This window comes from Planococcus shenhongbingii (assembly GCF_030413635.1).
GTDB lineage: Bacteria > Bacillota > Bacilli > Bacillales_A > Planococcaceae > Planococcus > Planococcus shenhongbingii.
In genome coordinates, this window is sequence record NZ_CP129235.1 from 2177409 (window position 1) to 2196078 (window position 18670).

Genomic DNA, 18670 nt, shown 5'->3' on the forward strand with positions numbered 1-18670 from the left:
GATTAGTCTACTAAGCGGAATGCCCGGTAATAGTTATCGTCCTTGAACTTGCCGAACAAGTGCAAGTCTTGCTCGCTGTATTCTCCTGGATAAAACATGATAATAGGCGTCTTATCGATGACTTCTTGCAGATTATTTAAGATCGTATGCGATCTCACAAAAGGAAAAACTTTTCCTACTCCAGTTAGAATAACCACATCATGCTCATTCATTTGCTCTTTAATCTTTTGCAAAAATATTTGCGGATTTGCGAATGTTGTAAGGGCTTTAAACAAAGCGTCTTTCCCTTGTCTTTTTTCCATTTCAAAAATCCGATCAAAAATCCTTTTATCTTTCGTAATTTCCAAGAGCATCTTGTAAAGATCAAATTCAATGATTCTTCTATTTGAACCATCGTAGTTGAATTCTTTTTTTATGTGCTTAATATAATCTCGGACAACCAGTTCATCCTCGGGTTTATAATCAAAAACATAAAAACTTATTTCATTTCCAAGCCCTCGGCCATCGATGAATTTGTCTTCTTTGATTTTTGGAATAATCCGGTCGAGCCTTGCATTTAAATTTGCCATTCTCTCACCTCTATTCACCCATCGCTTGGACATACTTGGCGTCGCCAATTTGTCTGAGATGTTCTTTGATTTGTTCGTCGATGATTAAGCGATTTAATTCGTCAGATTTTTTATCCTTAAGCATTCCTGTATCTAGCAAAATTTTAATGTAGACTTGCTTCAATTTCTGAACAGTCGCTTCTGTCCATTCAGCAATATTTTTGCTTTCCTCTGCTTTCACCGTAAAGTACATATTTAGATCCTTCTTTTCAAAACTATAATTATTTGTCTGAAACTTTTCTTGAATAACTTCTTTTATAAACTCGAAGAACAAGCGGTCAGTTTTCATAATTGCGTATAAATTGATAGCTTTACCAACTTCGACGGATTCTTCAATAACCATTTTACGTAAAACATCATCCAATACATTAACCCTTCTTAATATTGAAGGAAGCCCTCTTTGAAGACTCGATATCTTTGCGTGTTGAAACAAATTCTCTTCAACAACTTTTTTGCGAATTTCTTCATCTGATAAACCTTGATCTTTTAACGTGGCCACTTGCTTAAACTCATAAAACATGAAAGCAGCGCCCGTTAATACAGAAGAATAATCTAATTCTGTTGTCATTTTAATCAACCTCTCAAAATAAGGTTTCCTAGTTCATTTCCAATATTCTCTCAACAATAACTAATCTTCTTTTTCCACATTGCTGCTGGACTACTTTAGTAAAGTCGTTATTCTTCATTAACTTCTCCTGATTGTTCTTATGTATATCTTTTATGCTATCTATAAGTTTTTGTTCAATAATTTTCTCATCCCAATAAGCATCCACTAACTGATTTACTGCTGCAGCCACATCTCTTTGTGTACGGTAAAACATTTTAATTTCCATGTGCTTCCCCTCACATTTAAGTCTTACTCTATTCTTATTTTACTTTAGTTTAAAGTTATTGCAATAACAGTTCTTTTTTACAGTAAAATACCTGTGCATTCCTCTAAAGAGGTACTACACAGGTTAAGAATTATCAAATATGCTAAATAAAGATTGATACTTTCCAGCAGAATCAAAAATTAAATAGATTCTTAATTTTCAATGACCTCGTATATTCGATCATCCACAAAGTCTTTTCTTATCAGCTTAATCTTCCCAGAAGTCTCTATACCATTTAAAGCGATACAAACCTTTGTATAGATTTGATATTTGCCGGTTAAGTAAGTTTGGGATGGAGCACCACATTCTTTAACCAAATACTTGCTTAATTCACTTGCAGAAATCACTTTTACTTCTTTTATATAATCATCTAAAATCGCTTGCATTCCCACTTCATCATATCTTTTCGCAATACTAAGAGGCTGACTAACTAGGGAATCATTGAAATTAACAGACTCCTGTATAGATGCTGCTACATTTTCTTTGTCCCTTTTTAATGCTTCTTGCAAAAAGCTCTCTCTTTGTTGAGCTTCTATAAGCGGATCACTTAATTGCATAGTGTCTTCTGTCAACAAAGCAGTAGCCATTTTTATTTCATAAGCCTCATTTAATGCAAACGCCCGGTAAGGATGGCTTATTTGATCTTTCAAAAAACGTTGTATAGTAAAAGTGATGTTTGTTTCTGTAGATTTCACATAATAAAGACTAAACACTTCATATTTCCTTGGAGCATTTTGGTGATGGTAATTGAAAAGATCAAATAAATTATTTTCCGTTTTTAGATGATTTAAAGTATCTTCCCATTTCAGGTCTTCTTTCATTTTAACAGCGATGTCTAATTCTGCTTCCCATAGATGAATAACGCGACGGTCCATATCAACAGATTGCTCAGTTTCTTCTACAAACCATATCGGTTTTAGATTCTTAGTTTTAAAATATTTATTTCTCTTTTTTATTTGTTGTACAAGTCTGGAATCCTTCGTTTCGGTTACGTCAGTCAAAATAGTAATTGCAAGTTCCGTTTTACTATTTTCAATTATAATGTCTGGATAGTATTTCCATTTTTCATCTGCTTTTTCAATGTAGCCATACTCTACGCGTAAGTTGTCATTAATTTTTTCTTGGGTCTTCAATTCATCGTAAATGATTTCCTTCATTACTGAATGTTTCTTTGACTCTCTTTTTATTTGTTTTTGATATGTTTCGCTAGCCTCTGAAATAGAACAAGAATTACTTGGATGAAAGAAATGCTTTTCGTATATATCTCCTGCTTTTAGTTTCAAGATTCCGTTGCAATATGGACAAGTGAAAGCTCCTTTATCTGCTGCCTTCTTTAACCTATTTACTTCTGCCTTTATCGATTCCTGCATACTTAAATGACTGTGAAGATTAAATCTTTCCCCTTCATAAATCGCTTCTAACATTTAAATTTCCCCCTTTATATTTCAATTATTTGATTTATTTATTATAAATTAATAGTACCATTTAAGTTCCATAATTTTCAATTAAATTATTCTTTATAACTATAAACCGAACTCAAAGTAGAGTTTTATCAATGTAGTTCAAACAGTATTGCGTTCAAGAATTAAAGTTTCCTTCTAAAATGAAAAAGAAGCCTCTCATTTAGCTGAAAGGCTTCTTTTCAAACTCTAAATCATTATTTAATTAACTGTTGTTCCTTCACCGGCTCAATCCCAAGCGCGTCCAACTGCCCCCAAAGGCTCTCCAAAGCTTTCACCTTATCAAAGTAAAACTCTCTGCCCCGCACCCTCCAGAATTTCCAGCCTGAACGTTCCAAAGATTCCTGGCGCTTCATATCTTCTTCGAACTTCTCAGGACCGTGCCATCTTTCACCGTCGCATTCAACGGCTAAGCGGTCACGAATGCCTTCAACAACCATATCGATCCGGTATTGGCCGACTTTGACTTGCGGCGTCACTTTATAGCCTTTAGCTAAAATCATCCGGAGTACATCGACTTCAAATGGCGAATCGCAGAGTTCTTCGAGGTTTTGGACTTCCATATTCAAGCGAGTCGGGTTTTGGCAATAGCTCAACAAGCGATAGCGCAAATCCTGAGAACTCAACTCTTCTAGATCCACTGAATGGTATAGCCTCATTTGATTTTTCGCGCGGCTAGCTGCGACGTTGAACCGCTGCTTGTCTGCGTTTCCTGTTAAGGCCCTAAAATTGCGGTTCGGTGCAGAAACCATCGACAAGAAAATGATGTCTCGCTCATCTCCTTGCAATGTATACGGATTCCCGCAAATGATTTTCCGCTCCACAAATTCACGGTCACCAATTTCCTGGCGGATCCGGGATTCCAATAATTTATGCTGGTCTTGGCCAAGAAGCGTAATAACGCCAAATGTCTGGCCTTTTAGTTTTGGGTCGAGGACCATTTCTGCCATATCGGCAACAATCGCATCGATTTCGCCTTCATTGACGTCTTTGCGGTCCTCGATATAGCCGTCTTTGACTTTAATCGCCAATACCGGCGGATCGATTTTATCTTCTTCGAGCGGCAAACGAAGCGGAATCATTTCGCCGCCGTAGCTCATGTCATTCGAGAACTGGATGATTTCCGGCACGCAGCGGAAATGTTCCCGCAGCATCAGTTTCCCTTCTTTCGGGAAGGTCTGTTCCGCGATTTCATATAACGACAAGTTGCCATCGAACAGATCCGCATTCGGAATGCCTTTTAAGTGGCGGCGCACCAATTCCATTACATCATCTTGCTTGGTGCCGATCGATTGCGGACTGATTTGTTCATCGTCACCGACGACCACGATTTTCTTGCCTCGCAGGAGCACATTGATGGCGAACAGATCGCATTGGCTGCTTTCGTCAAAGATGATGACATCGAATTTTTCGTTGGTCACCGGGAAGTTCTCAAGCACTTGGCTGATCGGCATGATCCATACCGGAATGGCACTTTGCGCGGTTTTCATTTCTTCCCGGGCACCTTGCAGATTGCGCTGCGCCGATTTCCCGCTGCCTTTACCGAAACGTTTGATATAGGTTTTCCAGGCAGACAATGCCCGTTTTTCTTCATCGGTTATGCGGTTTACTTGGCTTTTCCAAGTGGAAGCACTGACAATTGCACGGATCAAGCGCTTTTGTTCGATATGCTCTTCCTCCAGCTGTTTTTTCAAAAGCGTCGTGTTCGTATCTTTCGTCTCATCAAGCCAGGACTGCAATTTTTTCAGTTCAAATGCTTCTGCATGGTCTTCGGGAAACTCACTAACTTCTCCCGCTGACATTTCAAGCAGCTTTCCAGTCAGAGGCAATGTCTGATTGAACTGCTCAAGTAACATATAAAACCGCATTACTCTCGCTTTGGTCCGCTGCAATTCTTCAAGTCTGCTCAAAAGATGGACCCATTTTGAAAGGTCTTTATCTTGATATGCTACGGCAAAATCTCGGCTAACCGGATGCATATGGTCTTTTGCGCTTAAAACCATTAATCCAGCCAGTTCTTCATTGTATTGGGCTTCCCATCTTAAATATTCCATTCGCTTCAGCACCAATTCAAGGTCTAAGATCAATTGTTTAATTTCTGCAACGGAATAAAGATTGATACCAGTCATGCCGTAAGGAGTAATCTTTTCTTTTATGGATTGGGCTGTATCAACGGTTTTGATGACCAATTGCAATTCTTTCAACCGGTCTTCCAATAGATGCGGGAACCGCTTTTCTTTTTCATCTATCACGGTATGGCCGATGTCTTCCATATTGCCATTCAGCACGGAATCTTCGAAAAGGTATTTCGCTTGTTTTCCTTTTATCATAAAGAACAAAAAGTTGGGTTTCTTGCCATTTTGAAGAGGCTCTTTAGCGACAGTTAAATCGTTTGTTAAAGCTTCATTGCTCTTTTCCGGCAAGTTGATCGTGTGGGTGACCAAGATATGATAGGAAGCAAATAAACGATCAACGGCTCCAGTTAATTTATCGGCCAATGTACGCCAGCGTTCTTCGCGGTGGCCGCCTGCTCTGCAATCATCCATCATGGATTGGTAAACTGGGTTCTCCAATACTGCCGACATGCCGAGAAGTTCATTTAGATCTTTTTGCAGCGCTTTGATTTCTTTTTTGTCCATCGGCAGCCCGTATTTCTGCAAGACGGCTTTGCCTTCTTCATTTGATGTTTTCAAGTTGTTTTCGATTTCCATGAACGCGGCAAAAGATGAAGCGTTTTTAAGTTCGGTTTCAGCCAAAGGAAGCTGTTGGTGCCGCAAGAGAAGCTGCTCTTTTGTTGTATCGTTTTTCAGCTGCCATAATTCCTTGAAATCTACGGAGTTCAACGGAAATGCTGCGTCAATTGCAACATTGTCTTGAATCCAGTTGTAATGGCTATCCGATTCTGATAGGCGTTTGGCGACGTCGTACTTGAAAAGTTTTTCTCCTTTGTATTGAAGGACCGTCCCTTCTTTTTCGGCATATCCCTTAAGCAGGTTTTTCAAGCGGGCTTCTTCGCGCTTGCTGCGGTTCAGCGCTTCTTTGTCGCGTCCGATTTCTCGTTCCAGCCTTGGCACATCCAGTTCGCCCAGTTTTCCCCGATGACGCGGATCGACTGCTCGATTTCCTGCAGCGATTCACGACCGCCTCCAAGAACCGGCACACATAAATCACGGATTTCCTGGGGAATCTTGTTTTTCAAGACTTTTAACGGGCTTTCTTTTTGGCTGGTGATGAGGATCTTTTTCCCTTCCGATAAGAAGTGGGAAACCAGATTGGCAATCGTATGCGTTTTCCCTGTACCAGGCGGCCCTTGCACCGTAACGCCTTGATGGCGGGATACCCGCTGAATAATCGCTTTTTGCTGTTCGTTTGATTCGAGCGGGAAATACAAATTATTGTCGTCAAACGCTCCGGCGTTATCTGAAGTTTCATTTCCTTCAGCTGGATTGTCTTTAATCGGTTCACCGATTATTGCAGCGACTGTATCGGATAATTCCAGTTCGCCTGTGGAAATGCCGTCAATAATTTGAGCCAGATCATCTCTTAAGACACGCGCATTTTTGATACGCAAAGAAAGCATGTGATGGCTGTAGATCACCGGATCTTTGTCTGGAACTTTTGAAGCTGCATCCGAAATGAATTTTCCGTTCGCGTCAAATGTTTGGATAAATTGTGTAAAGAAGTCGGTAAAGTCTTCTGTAATTTCCCTCGTTTGGACTTCTTTCCATAATTGATTGATCGGATTGATATTCGGAATGGAAATCCCCGAGAAGATTTCACGCTCAACTGCTGTTTCCTGGTCGACCAATTTTACGGAAATGATGCCTTTAAAAGCGTCCAATTCAAGTTCCGCTTTACTTGTCAAAAGCGGTGAACGAATGGTTCCGATTTTCGGATCCGGATGCTGCCAAACGAAAAGACCGGTCCCGTAGACAAATTCCAGCGTTTCTCCTTCTTTTTCAAAACGCGAAAAGAGCTCAAAAAATTCCTCGTATTTCTCCAGCGCACGTTTTTTGTTTTTTAGTTTAACGGACCACTCTTTCCACTCCGGCACCCATTGCTCGTAGGCGGCCAGGCGGTTATCGTCATCAATGAAAAATTCCTTTCGCTGCTCGCCAACTGCTAGCTCTGTTGTTTTCATCGTTATATAGGAAGGGATTGCTGTTTCTTTCTTCGGCTCAAAATTGAGCCAGTCTTTGAAAACCGGTTTGGGAGCGGGCGGCGTTTCATCCGCTTTCGTGATAGCAGGTCTATGTATTTCCACGAGATTTTCACTATTGTGGCAATTCCCGAAAGTAAAACAGCCATCCAATTTATCCAAGTCTTCGAGCTGCCAATTCTTCTCGAAGTCCGAGTAGTTCCGTATAACTTTTCCGACTAGATTATTTAATGCCAGCATGTATTCAAAAAAGTTTTTGGCTTTCTCATTTGCTGTAATTGGTTCCATCGAATACACCTCTCTTATCTTTTCTTACTAATGCAAATGACATATATTTAAGTATCAATCAATTGACAATCTTAGTATGATTTTTCTTCTTTTATTCCTAATACTACCAACGATTGGACGTTTAGACAAGACGACGGTTAGGGTCGTAAAAAGTTTCTTCTATAATTACATGAACTTTGCAATAAGCTAGCTTTCTAGGCCTTTACTTCCAGCTCACTTCTATAGATTATCTATTTAATTCATGTCTATTTGTATACTGGCGACTGATAATCAAACAAAAACCGGATCTGGAATCTTTCTCATCTCCTGCACGCGGTCTTTCGTAGAAAATGTGCATAAAAAAATCCGCAGTCATAACGGCTGCGGATTTCTGATTCTTGTTTTTATATTCGTTGCTATTAAATTTTCACAACCATTTGAACGGCTTGGATCAACCGAAATAATTGAGTTGCCGTAGTGCGCAGATTACTATAGGCAACGTTTGAATCCATTGCTTCTTCCAGCGACATGGGCGCATTCATAATGGAAAAATAGGAAGTGATGCCAAGTTCGTTTAATGCCGCTGTTTCTTCCGTGATGCCGCCTGCAAGGGCTATGACAGGAATCCCTTGCTTTTGGGCAAGCTGGGCTACTCCGAGAGGTGCTTTGCCCATGGAAGTCTGGCCGTCCAGCTTTCCTTCGCCTGTAATGACAAAATCCGCGCCTTCCATGCTTTTTTCCATGTCGATAATCTCCAACACTAGATCGATTCCCGATTGCAGTTGGCCATTTATGAAACCGGAGAAAGCCGCGCCTAATCCACCAGCAGCTCCTGCTCCTTCAATCTGGTTGATATCTACCCCAAGTTCATCCTGAACGAGATCCGCAAAGTGTTTAAGCCCCTCATCCAGCTGCTTCACCATTTCTGGTGTCGCCCCTTTTTGCGGTCCGAAAATGTACGCTGCGCCCATCGGCCCGTAAAGAGGATTTTTAACATCACAAGCGATTCTGAATGTGCATTCTTTCAACTTATCGTTCACATGCTCTAGATCCAACCTACAGATATCCGCGAGCGCTTGTCCGTCTATTCCCACTTCTTTGTTGTGCTCGTTGTAAAAGCGGAAGCCCAATGCTTGCAGCATGCCAATCCCTGCATCGTTTGTAGCGCTGCCGCCAAGGCCAATGACAAACTCCCGGCAGCCTTTATCAATGGCATCTGCAATGAGTTCTCCGACGCCGTATGTGGTCGTTAGCAAGGGATTCCGTTGATTACTTGGGACAAGCGGCAACCCGCAGGCGGCAGCTGTTTCAATAACAGCCGTTTTTCCGTCGCCTAAAATACCGTAGACTGCTGTTACTTTTTCTTTTAAAGGTCCCATTACTTCTTTTTCAACCAAGTTCCCATCCGTCGCTCGTATCAAGGCCTCAACTGTACCTTCCCCGCCATCCGCTAAAGGAAGTATCACAATCTGCGCTTCTGGATAAACTTCCTTGATGCCTGCTGAAATCGCTTCACTTCCTTCTATAGAAGAGATGCTGCCTTTAAACGAATCGATTGCTATCAAAACTTTCAACTTTATCGCCTCCTTCACTTCCATAGAATGACAGTTCCTTATGCGATTGATTATATCCCTTTGCTTCTATATGAAGCAAAATTTTTATTCTACAGCGGCAATGATCCGGTTAATATATAGACGCCCAGGTAGATGAAGATAATGGGCCAAGCATAGAAGATATAGGTTTTTTGAAAGTCGATGAAATTCACTTCGGTGGAAGCGACTAACATATAAAGAGCGGGTATGACGGGTGAAATCAACCGGAAAGCCTGTCCTACCATAGAAGCTACAGCCGCTTCGCTGGAAGTAATTCCGTATTGCCCCATGACGTCTGCCATAACTCCTGCAATCCCGAAGTAAAAGGCATCTTGCGGCAGAAATGTAATGGCTGGCGCTGCCATTAATGCGTAAATTGGTGCCATATTGGAACCAAGCGCTTCTGGAATAATACCCGTAATCGATGTTGCTAAAGCAGCTGACATCCCGCTGCCAGTCAATACGCCGGAAAAGACCCCGGCAGCTAATGTGGCCAAAGCTGGCGCCAAAGAATCGGCTGCCAAGGCATCAAGCCGTGCATTGATCAGATTGGCCGATTTATAATTTACCGTAAGGGCAATCGCTGCTCCTATCCCGAATAATACCCCGCCGTGTGCAAGATCCATCAATAGCAGAGCGAGAATAACGAGTGTTAAAAGCAGGTTGAACGCATACAGCTTCGGCCTTTTCAGTTCCGGATCTTTCAGGCGGATAGCATCCAGCATGATTTCCATTTGCTCTGGCGAAATCTCTTTAGCAGTCTTCGGATCAAAGTTCAAACGTTTTCTTTCTTTTTTCCCGATATAATAGGCCATCAATATAGCAAATACTTCAGCAAGCAGCATCCCTGGCAATAATTTTGCAAACAACTCGCTAATATTGACATTCATAGCTGTTGCAGCCGCAATTGTCGGGCCGCCCCATGGCAGCTGATTAAAAATTCCAATCGGCGTAACAATAATGACAGCTAGATACATCAGCTTAATATTCATTTGCTTATAAAGCTGAAGGAACGCGGCGACACAAATAATAATGGTTGTCGTCGTATCTCCGTTCATCGTGACCACGGTTGCCGTCAAGACTGTAGCAATGGTCACTTTCAACGGATCCCCTTTTGCTTTTCGGATAAAGAATTTGCAGAGAGGGTCAAACAAACCGACATTCAGCATAACCCCGAAGTAGAGTACCGCAAACAAGATGACAATAGCAGGAGAAATAACCCCCATAGATACTTCCCCTGTTTCTTCGTCTACCTTAAATAGAATCCCTTCTTTGATCCATTCGAAAAGATCAAATATAGAAGCCCCGGTAACAAATGTGGCGATTGCGCCAAAAACAAACGGTACAATAGTCAGCGCCCCGAATACGGTTAATTTGTTTTTGGATAACAGTACGATGAATACTATGATCATTAATAAGGCTAATATTGTCAACATACAAACCATCCCCCTTATAATCCTTTGTTTTACATGCCCCTTTATAAAGTTGATTGCTGGTTTCATTAAAAACCCGAGCTGAGTTGATGAAATTCTTTTTAAGAAAGCGAATTTGAAAACGCATACATTATTAGTTTCAAAAAGTAAAACTTAAATAAAACTCAGACTTATTCATATTTTAGTTGTTTTATCTCCTCCTTCTTTCAATGTGGCCATGAAATGATATGAGACAGTTAATCTTCTCGAATTGTATAATAACGTATACGTTAGTGTCAATGGTTTTTCTGAATATTTATTTAATACAAAGAGAAAGATGGGGTTAGAAAAGCTTGGACATTATTAATTACAGTATTATCAAAGCTTAATAACCCCTTTAGTCTTTTGCTCTTATAGAAGAAACTATAATTTATTCAAAATAGTCTAATTAATTGTTGACATTAACGTATACGTTGATTAATATGAGGACTATAAGCTTCATATTAAACTAAGCTGCTTCAAGAAGCGGGTTAGCGGAGGAGGAAATATTAATGAGTGAAACTAAAAAATTTCGTTTGGCAGTTATTCCAGGGGATGGCATTGGCACGGAAGTGGTTGAAGCGGGTCTTCGCGTGATCAATGAATTAGCGAAAGAGTCTAATGGCAAATTTGAATTTGAAAGCGATTTCTTTCCTTGGGGCTGTGAATATTATTTAGAGAACGGGAAAATGATGGATGAAGACGGAGTGGAAAAACTACGGGATTATGATGCAATTTACTTTGGCGCTGTAGGATTTCCAGGAGTTCCAGACCACGTCAGCTTATGGGGACTGCGTTTAGCGATTTGCCAAGGATTTGATCAATGGGCCAATATCCGCCCGATTGAATTTCTTCCCGGCGTTCCAAGACGCCTTAATCACCCCGATGTGGATTCGCTAAATTGGGTATTGATCCGCGAAAACTCAGAAGGTGAATATTCAGGCATCGGCGGCCGTAATTTCTCTGGACGCGGACCCGGAAAAGAAGTAGCTGTACAATCCGCGTTATTCACGGATCATGGCTGCGAACGCATTATCCGTTATGCATTTGACTTGGCACGGACACGCGACCGCAAGAAAGTGACAAGCATCACGAAAAGCAATGCGCAGCAGTACGGAATGGTGCTGTGGGATGAAGTGTTTGCCCGGGTAAGCAAAGATTACCCGGATGTTGAGACGGACCAATGGCTTGTTGATGCAGCCGCAGCTCATTTTGTGTTGAAGCCGGAGGAATTGGAAGTGGTCGTTGCTTCGAATCTTTTCGCTGACATTCTTTCAGATTTAGGCAGTGCTCTTGCTGGAAGCTTGGGATTAGCTGCCAGCGCAAATATCAATCCTGAAAGACGTACACCAAGCATGTTCGAATCGGTTCATGGATCGGCACCTGATATTGCAGGCCAAGGCATCTCCAATCCAATTGGCGCAATCGGAAGTGCCGCAATGATGCTGGACCACCTCGGGTTAAATGAAGAAGCTAAACTCATCAACAAAGCGATTGCTGAAACAACCCGCCAAGGCATCCTGACCCGCGACCTTGGAGGAACGTATAACACAAATGAAATCACAGACGCGATCATAGAAAATCTATCTAAAGTTAAAGCAGGCATATAAAAAGAAGGCTGGGGTTTTTATTAAAATCCCCAGCCTTCTTTTTATATGCAGTTTAATGGCATCTCATAATGATTTCAGCAATAAATCAATGCTTTCGGTTTGCTCAATTCATTGTTATTTGACATTGCTTGGTTTAATTAGCAAACTGAAAGTAATAGTTATTTACTTTAAATGAATATCTTTTTATATATCGCTTCGGACGCTTTGGGCAGGACTCCCACCCTGAGCCGAGAAGGCCACTCGTCTCAGAGCTCCGTCTCGCCCGTGGACGCGCCTTCGCTGGAGAAGCTTTCTAAAACTAAAGAACATTGTTTAAATAGCTCATTGATGATTGTGCTTACCTAGATATGGAGCAAAACAGCGGAGTAGCGAGACAGCCGAGACCCCGCAAGGAGCGAAGCGACTGAGGAGGCTTGGCGCCCGCCCGCGGCAAGCGGAGCTGTTTTGCGGAGTATCAACAGCTAACAACTATTAGCTCAACTTATATAGCTAGTAAATTTATTACATAAGAAATGCCTTGATAAATCAAGAATGGATAAGGTGATGTTGATGAAAAAACCAAATGAACACGAAAATAATCTATCTTTAAACGAAACAAGTATGGGAAAGGATGTTTTATCTTTTATCGAAAACCTTAAGGGTTTTGATGAATACCGTCTGCCTCAGCGCGCTTATCATATCATTCGGCTCGCTATACGTGATTTAATCCTTCTTCCTGGCCAGACGATCTTAGAGCGGGAGATGGCTGAAGCCTTACAAATGAGCCGTACTCCGGTTCGGGAGGCTCTCGTCCGTCTGGAAACGGAAGGCATGGTCCGCATTATTCCGAGACGGGGATTCATTGTGGAGCCGATCGAAAAAGAGGACCTTAAACAAATCTATGAAATAGTAGAAAGACTGGATGGTCTTGCGGTAAGTCTCGCTACTATGAGGGTGGGCATGGAAGAAGTCGCTCAACTGGAATTGTTGATCGAACAGCAAGAAGAAGCACTGGAACAAAAAAAATTAAAAGAATGGGCGATCCTGGACTTCAGGTTTCATGATTTGATCATTGACTATGCAAAAAATAAACGCCTTCGAACGGTAATAGACAGCCATTCGGATCAATTATACCGAGCGCGTTTATTCACTATTAATCACCGCCCCTTCCCTTTTCATTCCATAGTGGAACATAAAGCGATTGTGGCATGTATGAAGGCAAAAGACAGCCATGCTGCTGATGTCTTGATGCAGTCACATCGAAACCGCGCACGTATAGAAATTTTAGCTGCTGTAGAAAAGATTGCCCAAAAAGATTTGCTCGTTTTGAATACGGAAAAATAATTCAGGCTGCCGAGAAACTCTCGGCAGCCTTCTATATTTCTTTGATGGACATGATTATACACTCCTCAAAGCATCAATCGGATTCAATTTCGACGCTTTTCTGGCAGGAGCCATTCCGGAAACGAGGCCAATCGTCATTGAGAAGCCGAGAGCCAAAAAAACGGTTAAAGGAGACAGCAAAAAGCTGGTGTCCATTAAAGAGCAAATAACATATGCCGTCAGAATGCCCGTTACAACGCCGATGACTCCGCCGATCAGCGATAAAAAGACCGCTTCCAGCAAGAATTGCTGCTGGATCCGTTTCGGTTCTGCTCCGAGTGCTTTTCGCAGCCCAATTTCTGCCGTTCTTTCCGTTACCGAAACGAGCATCATATTCATAATGCCGATTCCACCCACGATCAGGGAAATGGAGGAAATGCCCACCAGCAGCCAAGACATTGTCGTAATCATCTGGTTGATGGTGGCCAGCATATCTTGCGTATTCCTAACCGAAAACCCTTCCCCTTGATCTTTAAACGCTTCATTCAGTTCAGCTTCAATAGCGAGAGTCGTTTTTTTAGCTTCTTTGGAGTCTTCCATATAGACATCGGCCGCCATGATATAACTGGTTCCAAGCAATTGCATCGAAGTGGTGTAAGGAATGATGACCGTCTCATTAATCGAACTTGACGAAAATGCATGCGATTGCTGTAGCGTGCCAATGATAGTGAAGTTCATGCCGCCGATCAACACGCTTTTCCCGATGGGATCTTCGCCATAGAACATTTCTTTGGCAATCGAAGACCCGATCAAGCTTACTTTGTTTTCACTTTGGATGTCTAATGGATTAATCCCTCTTCCTGTTTTGATCACATCCACATTTTTTGAAAAATAGACATCGTTCCTCCCAATGATGCTTACTTCTTCTTTAATGGTGCCATCCGCTGCAATTGAAGTGAATCCTGTGACAGTCGGGGACACACCGGAGACATTGTCGATTCCAGCAAGACGCTCAATATCGTTATGCAGCAGCCCCATTTTTAATGGAGTCCCTAAAGTCGTAACAATGATTCTATCCGCTTTGAATGTGGCAAAATCACTGGTCATGTCACTCGTGACGCCTTTGACAATGGTGATCAGCGTAATGATGGAGGCCACTCCAATAATAATGCCAAGGGTGGTTAACGCCGAACGCATTTTGTTATGAAGGACATTCATCCAACTCATTTTCAGATTTTCTTTTAGCATCCGGCTCCCTCCTCGCGCAGCTGGCCATCCAGGATGCGAAAAATCCTGCCTGCGTTTTTCGCGATTTCGGCATCATGTGTAATCATGATAATCGATTTTCCTTCCTTATTAATTTGATGGAAGAGTTCCATGATTTGCTGGCCTGTCTTTTGGTCGAGTGCACCCGTCGGTTCATCGGCCAGCAGAATCGTCGGTTCAGTCACCATCGCTCTGGCAATGGCCACCCGCTGCTGCTGTCCCCCGGAAAGCTGGTTGGGCCGGTGTTCCATTTTTCCTTCAAGCCCAACTCTGGCCAGCATTTCCGCTGCCCGCTTTTGCCGCTCTTTTTCAGAAACTCCTGCATAAACCAGCGGCAATTCCACATTATGCCTGGCACTTAAGCGGGGCAGCAAATGAAATTGCTGAAAAACAAAACCGATTTCCTGGTTGCGGATAGCGGCCAGTTCTTTTTCATCCAGTTCCTGCACGTTTTGCTGCGACAAGCTGTACTCGCCGCCGGTCGGAATGTCCAGGCAGCCGATCAAGTTCATCAATGTGGACTTTCCGGAACCCGATGGTCCAAGAATCGCCACAAAGTCCCCTTTATTTACAGACAAATCGATATGGCTGAGAATCGCTTGCTCTTCTCCACCCAAGAAATAGGATTTGCTGATATTTGTCATTTTTAATATTTGCTCAGCCATGACTCCTCATCACCTCCAGAAAAGCTGTTCCAGCAGCCCTTCCTCGCCAGTCGAGTGCATGACGCTGTCTCCGGCTGAAACGCCGCTTGTCACTTCCACAATCATGCCGTCATTGATGCCGGTCGTGATGGCTTGTTTTACTGGCTCACCTTCTTCTGCAGGCAGCAGCACATATGGCTCGTTGTCATTATCAAAAAGAATCACTTCCATCGGCAGCGTAGTTACAGCAATCGCTTCTTCCTTGACGATTTTTGCTTCTGTGCTCATACCGATCCGCAATCCTTCATCATTAGAAAGATCAATCGCCACAATAAAATAAGAAACGCCGTTTTCACTAATCGCTTCTTTGGAAATATCGGAAATGGTCCCTGTCAGTTCTTTGCCGAGTGCATTGATGGTAACATTTACTTTCTGATCGGCTTCCAGGAATTTAAAGCTGTATTCATCGACTTTCACATTTGTTTCAAAATTAACATAATCCACTATTTTCATCATTTCAATACCGGCCGGCACCTGCATGTTTTTCTTAATCAGGATTTGTGAAACTTCGCCTTCTATCGGAGCCTTTATTTCTTCTCCTGTTATTGTTACCATTAACACATCCCCGGATTTCACTTGATCGCCTTGCTGCACCTTAATGTCGCAGACTTGCATCGGTTTTTCGCTAATGACAGATTCCCTATTTTTAGCGTCAACTGTGCCAGGGAAATTATAAAATGTCCTGATATCTCCTGTTTCCGCGACCTCTTCCTGAAAAGCTCCAGTTCCTTTCGGCATAAAAATAGCTGTTGCTGGCATTGCTATAACTAAAATGCCAATTATGCTCCAAAGCAGCCACTTCCTCTTTTTCCGCTTCGACTTGGCATTCATATTTCCGCCTCCGTTCTCGGCATAAGCTCCGGCACATCATGAAGATTTTAAATTCGGCCTATTTCTTCATCCCGTAAACTTCCCTGTACCGCTTCTGTATCTGTCACAATATTTTTATATAAATTAATTGATATTTTTAATATTTTTAACCCTTTTATAGTATCACGAATTAATTATTTATTCAGTATTTTTTGAATGTTTTCTGCGTTACTTAATGAATTTTATCTCTCCACCGGTTAGCCGTTTTTTTTGAAATCATATATATTACCTTTACCAGGCAGGCCACTAACCTGCTTTGTATACTTCACTGAACAAAACACGGAATGACAAAAGCCTTTCCCAATTAAAATGGGAAAGGCTTTCAGCTTGTTGAGAAAGTTTAACTTGTATTAGCTTCTATTCTTTAACCGATATTCCGCCAAACAGTTACGCTTGCCAAGGGCGTCTCCGCTGCTTGGCTCCAAATCGAGGAAGTAGGTACAAACATTAGAGAGCTTTCCGAATCAACTCTCTATTCTAGAGAATCTCTAAACGTGACAAAAGAGAGCTGAATGTAGCGGAAGGCGGCGAAGGGCAAAGATGTGCTCCTGCAGCGCCAGGCGCTTCGTCGCAAAGGCACCACCCAACTACGGTTGGTTGATGCCTTTCCTGCGGGAATAGGGCGAGTCCTGAGACCGCGAAGGGAGCGCTAGCGAGCGAGGAGGCTTAGGCCGCCCCCCGCGGAAAGCGTCCGCCCTAGAGCGAAATGAAAGAAGAACATACCAGTTTCTCGACAGTTTAAAAGCCTTTCCCATAAAAAATGGAAAAGGCTTTGATCAAACTAAATACTATGCTATAGACATCATGAATATTAATTTTTTAAAGCGGAAAGAATTTTACTTGTCTGCCAGCAAACCATTTTCAACGAGCCAGTCATGCGCAACAACTGAAACACTTTGCCCTTCCACATCCACTTGATAATTCAGTTCTCTCATAATATCATCGTTCAGTTTTTCAGCTAAGCGGGCTGTGATTTCTTCAATTTCCGGATATTCCTCATGCACTTCCTGATTGATCGATACAGCCGCATAATAAGGCGGGAAGAATTGTTTATCATCTTCTAACACAGTAAAATTATATCTTTTAATGGAAGCATCAGTTGCAGATGCCCCGGTTACGTCCACAAGTCCATCGTTCAACGAGCGCTGGGTCAAGCCCAAATCCATTTGTTTGATCTGCTCCGTACCAAATTCAAATCCATACGTTTTTTCTACACCTGGCAAAGCGTCCGCACGGTTTGCGAACTCGACACCCGCCGCCATCGTTAACTCGCCAGGATGTTCATTGACATAGGCAGCAAGATCGCTGAGGGTTTTGATCCCAAGCTCTTCGGCTTGTTCACTTTGCATCACTAATACAAAAGTATTGTTGACTGGTGACATATTCATCCAGTGAATGCCGTTCTCGCTGTCCAGGTCTTTGACTTTTTGGAATGCTTGTTGCGGGTCCGGGATTGGTTCTTGTCCCATATAAGTCATGAGCGCAGTTCCGGTATATTCCCACATCATATCGACTTGTCCGTTTTCCAATGCCGAACGGACAACACTGCTTCCCAAATTGTTCATCTGATTGACTTTAAAGCCTTCTTCCTGCAATAAAAACCCTGTCATTTCAGACAATAAGTATTGCTCGGTAAAGTCTTTTCCTCCGACAGTAACTTCTTTTCCTCCAAATCCAAAACCGGAACAAGCGGAAAGGAGAACTGCACTGATAATCAGAGGGACAAGTTTGAATAATTTATGCACAACACTTTTGCCTCCTGTCTTCTAATACCTTTTTACTCAAGGCGTCTTGCTCCTTTTGGAACAATCACATATTCCAGTTTCCGCAATAGGTAATCAGCCAGGATGGCCAATAACGTCACCGGAATGGCACCGGAAATCAAAAAGCCATTGTCAAATAAGCTGATTCCAGTGAAAATCCATACGCCAAGGCCACCTGCTCCGATCACATATGCCAGAGCCGCTGTGCCGATATTCAAGACGACAGCTGTCCGGATACCTGCAAGGATCGAGTATGCGGCATTTGGAAGTTCAATGCGAAATAAGATTTGAAGCGGCTTCATGCCCATCCCTTTTGCAGCATCAATCATGTTTTTATCGATAGAGTCAATGCCTGCCACGGTATTTCTAAAAATAGGCAGGATTGAATAGATGAACAAGGCAAAAACAGCGGTTTGAAAACCGATGCCTAAAATGCTGATCATAAGAGCAAGCACTGCAAGACTCGGAATGGTCTGCCCTAAGTTAGCAAAATTGGAAACAAGCCATTCCGCTTTTCGGAATTTAGGACGCGTAATCAAAATCCCTGCCGGCACCGCAATCAAAATGGCAAGCAATGAAGAAACGAGTACTAATTGGATATGCTGTTTTAAGAGGTTTAAAAATGTTTCTTTTTCACTGAATATATAATCGAAATAATGATTGGAGATCGCCCAAATGAAGAATGCGGCGACCAGTGCATAAAGTGAAACCTTTACAATATTCCCTATTAACTTTTGTTTATTCAC

At 42.3% G+C, this 18670-nt stretch carries 15 protein-coding genes; 2 read left to right on the forward strand and 13 right to left on the reverse strand.

Annotated elements, in window-relative coordinates; all coding sequences use genetic code 11:
* Nucleotides 1–2: 2 nt before the first annotated feature.
* The 8 genes from QWY16_RS10695 to QWY16_RS10730 form a co-directional block, all read right to left on the reverse strand.
* Nucleotides 3–569, reverse strand: coding sequence for a DUF1788 domain-containing protein (locus QWY16_RS10695; RefSeq protein WP_300989219.1), 567 nt, complete (start codon nt 567–569; stop codon nt 3–5).
* Nucleotides 570–579: 10 nt separating this feature from the next.
* Nucleotides 580–1176, reverse strand: a complete 597-nt coding sequence (locus QWY16_RS10700) for a DUF1819 family protein (RefSeq protein ID WP_300989220.1) — start codon at nt 1174–1176, stop codon at nt 580–582.
* Nucleotides 1177–1204: 28 nt separating this feature from the next.
* A complete protein-coding gene (locus QWY16_RS10705) occupies nt 1205–1441 on the reverse strand; it encodes a TIGR04540 family protein (RefSeq protein ID WP_300989221.1) in 237 nt (78 codons plus the stop codon).
* 191 nt (nt 1442–1632) lie between these two features.
* The gene (locus tag QWY16_RS10710; protein ID WP_300989222.1) at nt 1633–2904 is read right to left on the reverse strand and encodes a competence protein CoiA family protein; all 1272 of its coding nucleotides are present in this window, start codon (nt 2902–2904) and stop codon (nt 1633–1635) included.
* Nucleotides 2905–3137: 233 nt separating this feature from the next.
* On the reverse strand, nt 3138–6014 hold the full coding sequence (locus QWY16_RS10715; RefSeq protein WP_300989223.1) for a PDDEXK-like endonuclease domain-containing protein: 2877 nt from the start codon (nt 6012–6014) through the stop codon (nt 3138–3140).
* The gene (locus tag QWY16_RS10720; RefSeq protein ID WP_300989224.1) at nt 5969–7387 is read right to left on the reverse strand and encodes an AAA domain-containing protein; all 1419 of its coding nucleotides are present in this window, start codon (nt 7385–7387) and stop codon (nt 5969–5971) included. Before QWY16_RS10720 ends, QWY16_RS10715 begins: the two co-directional genes overlap by 46 nt.
* 398 nt (nt 7388–7785) lie before the next feature.
* Nucleotides 7786–8940 (reverse strand): glycerate kinase, encoded by a 1155-nt coding sequence (locus tag QWY16_RS10725; protein ID WP_300989225.1) that lies wholly within the window; start codon nt 8938–8940, stop codon nt 7786–7788.
* Between the two features lie 89 nt (nt 8941–9029).
* Complete coding sequence (locus QWY16_RS10730; RefSeq protein ID WP_300989226.1) at nt 9030–10394, reverse strand: citrate:proton symporter; 1365 nt, start codon at nt 10392–10394, stop codon at nt 9030–9032.
* Nucleotides 10395–10921: 527 nt separating this feature from the next.
* Between QWY16_RS10730 and QWY16_RS10735 the strand changes: the two genes are divergently transcribed.
* Nucleotides 10922–12019: a tartrate dehydrogenase gene (locus QWY16_RS10735; RefSeq protein WP_300989227.1), complete on the forward strand. Its 1098-nt coding sequence runs from the start codon at nt 10922–10924 to the stop codon at nt 12017–12019.
* Between the two features lie 549 nt (nt 12020–12568).
* Entirely contained in the window at nt 12569–13342 is a 774-nt protein-coding gene (locus QWY16_RS10740; RefSeq protein WP_300989228.1) for a GntR family transcriptional regulator, read from the forward strand.
* A 54-nt stretch (nt 13343–13396) separates the two neighbouring features.
* Here QWY16_RS10740 and QWY16_RS10745 read toward each other — a convergent pair whose 3' ends face one another.
* The 5 genes from QWY16_RS10745 to QWY16_RS10765 all read right to left on the reverse strand — a co-directional run bounded on the left by QWY16_RS10745 (nt 13397) and on the right by QWY16_RS10765 (nt 18670).
* On the reverse strand, nt 13397–14569 hold the full coding sequence (locus QWY16_RS10745) for an ABC transporter permease (RefSeq protein ID WP_300989229.1): 1173 nt from the start codon (nt 14567–14569) through the stop codon (nt 13397–13399).
* Complete coding sequence (locus tag QWY16_RS10750) at nt 14563–15252, reverse strand: ABC transporter ATP-binding protein (RefSeq protein ID WP_300989230.1); 690 nt, start codon at nt 15250–15252, stop codon at nt 14563–14565. Before QWY16_RS10750 ends, QWY16_RS10745 begins: the two co-directional genes overlap by 7 nt.
* Before the next feature lie 9 nt (nt 15253–15261).
* A complete protein-coding gene (locus QWY16_RS10755) occupies nt 15262–16122 on the reverse strand; it encodes an efflux RND transporter periplasmic adaptor subunit (protein ID WP_300989231.1) in 861 nt (286 codons plus the stop codon).
* A gap of 875 nt (nt 16123–16997) precedes the next feature.
* A complete protein-coding gene (locus tag QWY16_RS10760) occupies nt 16998–17906 on the reverse strand; it encodes an ABC transporter substrate-binding protein (RefSeq protein WP_300989232.1) in 909 nt (302 codons plus the stop codon).
* A 32-nt stretch (nt 17907–17938) separates the two neighbouring features.
* Nucleotides 17939–18670: an ABC transporter permease gene (locus QWY16_RS10765; RefSeq protein WP_300989233.1), complete on the reverse strand. Its 732-nt coding sequence runs from the start codon at nt 18668–18670 to the stop codon at nt 17939–17941.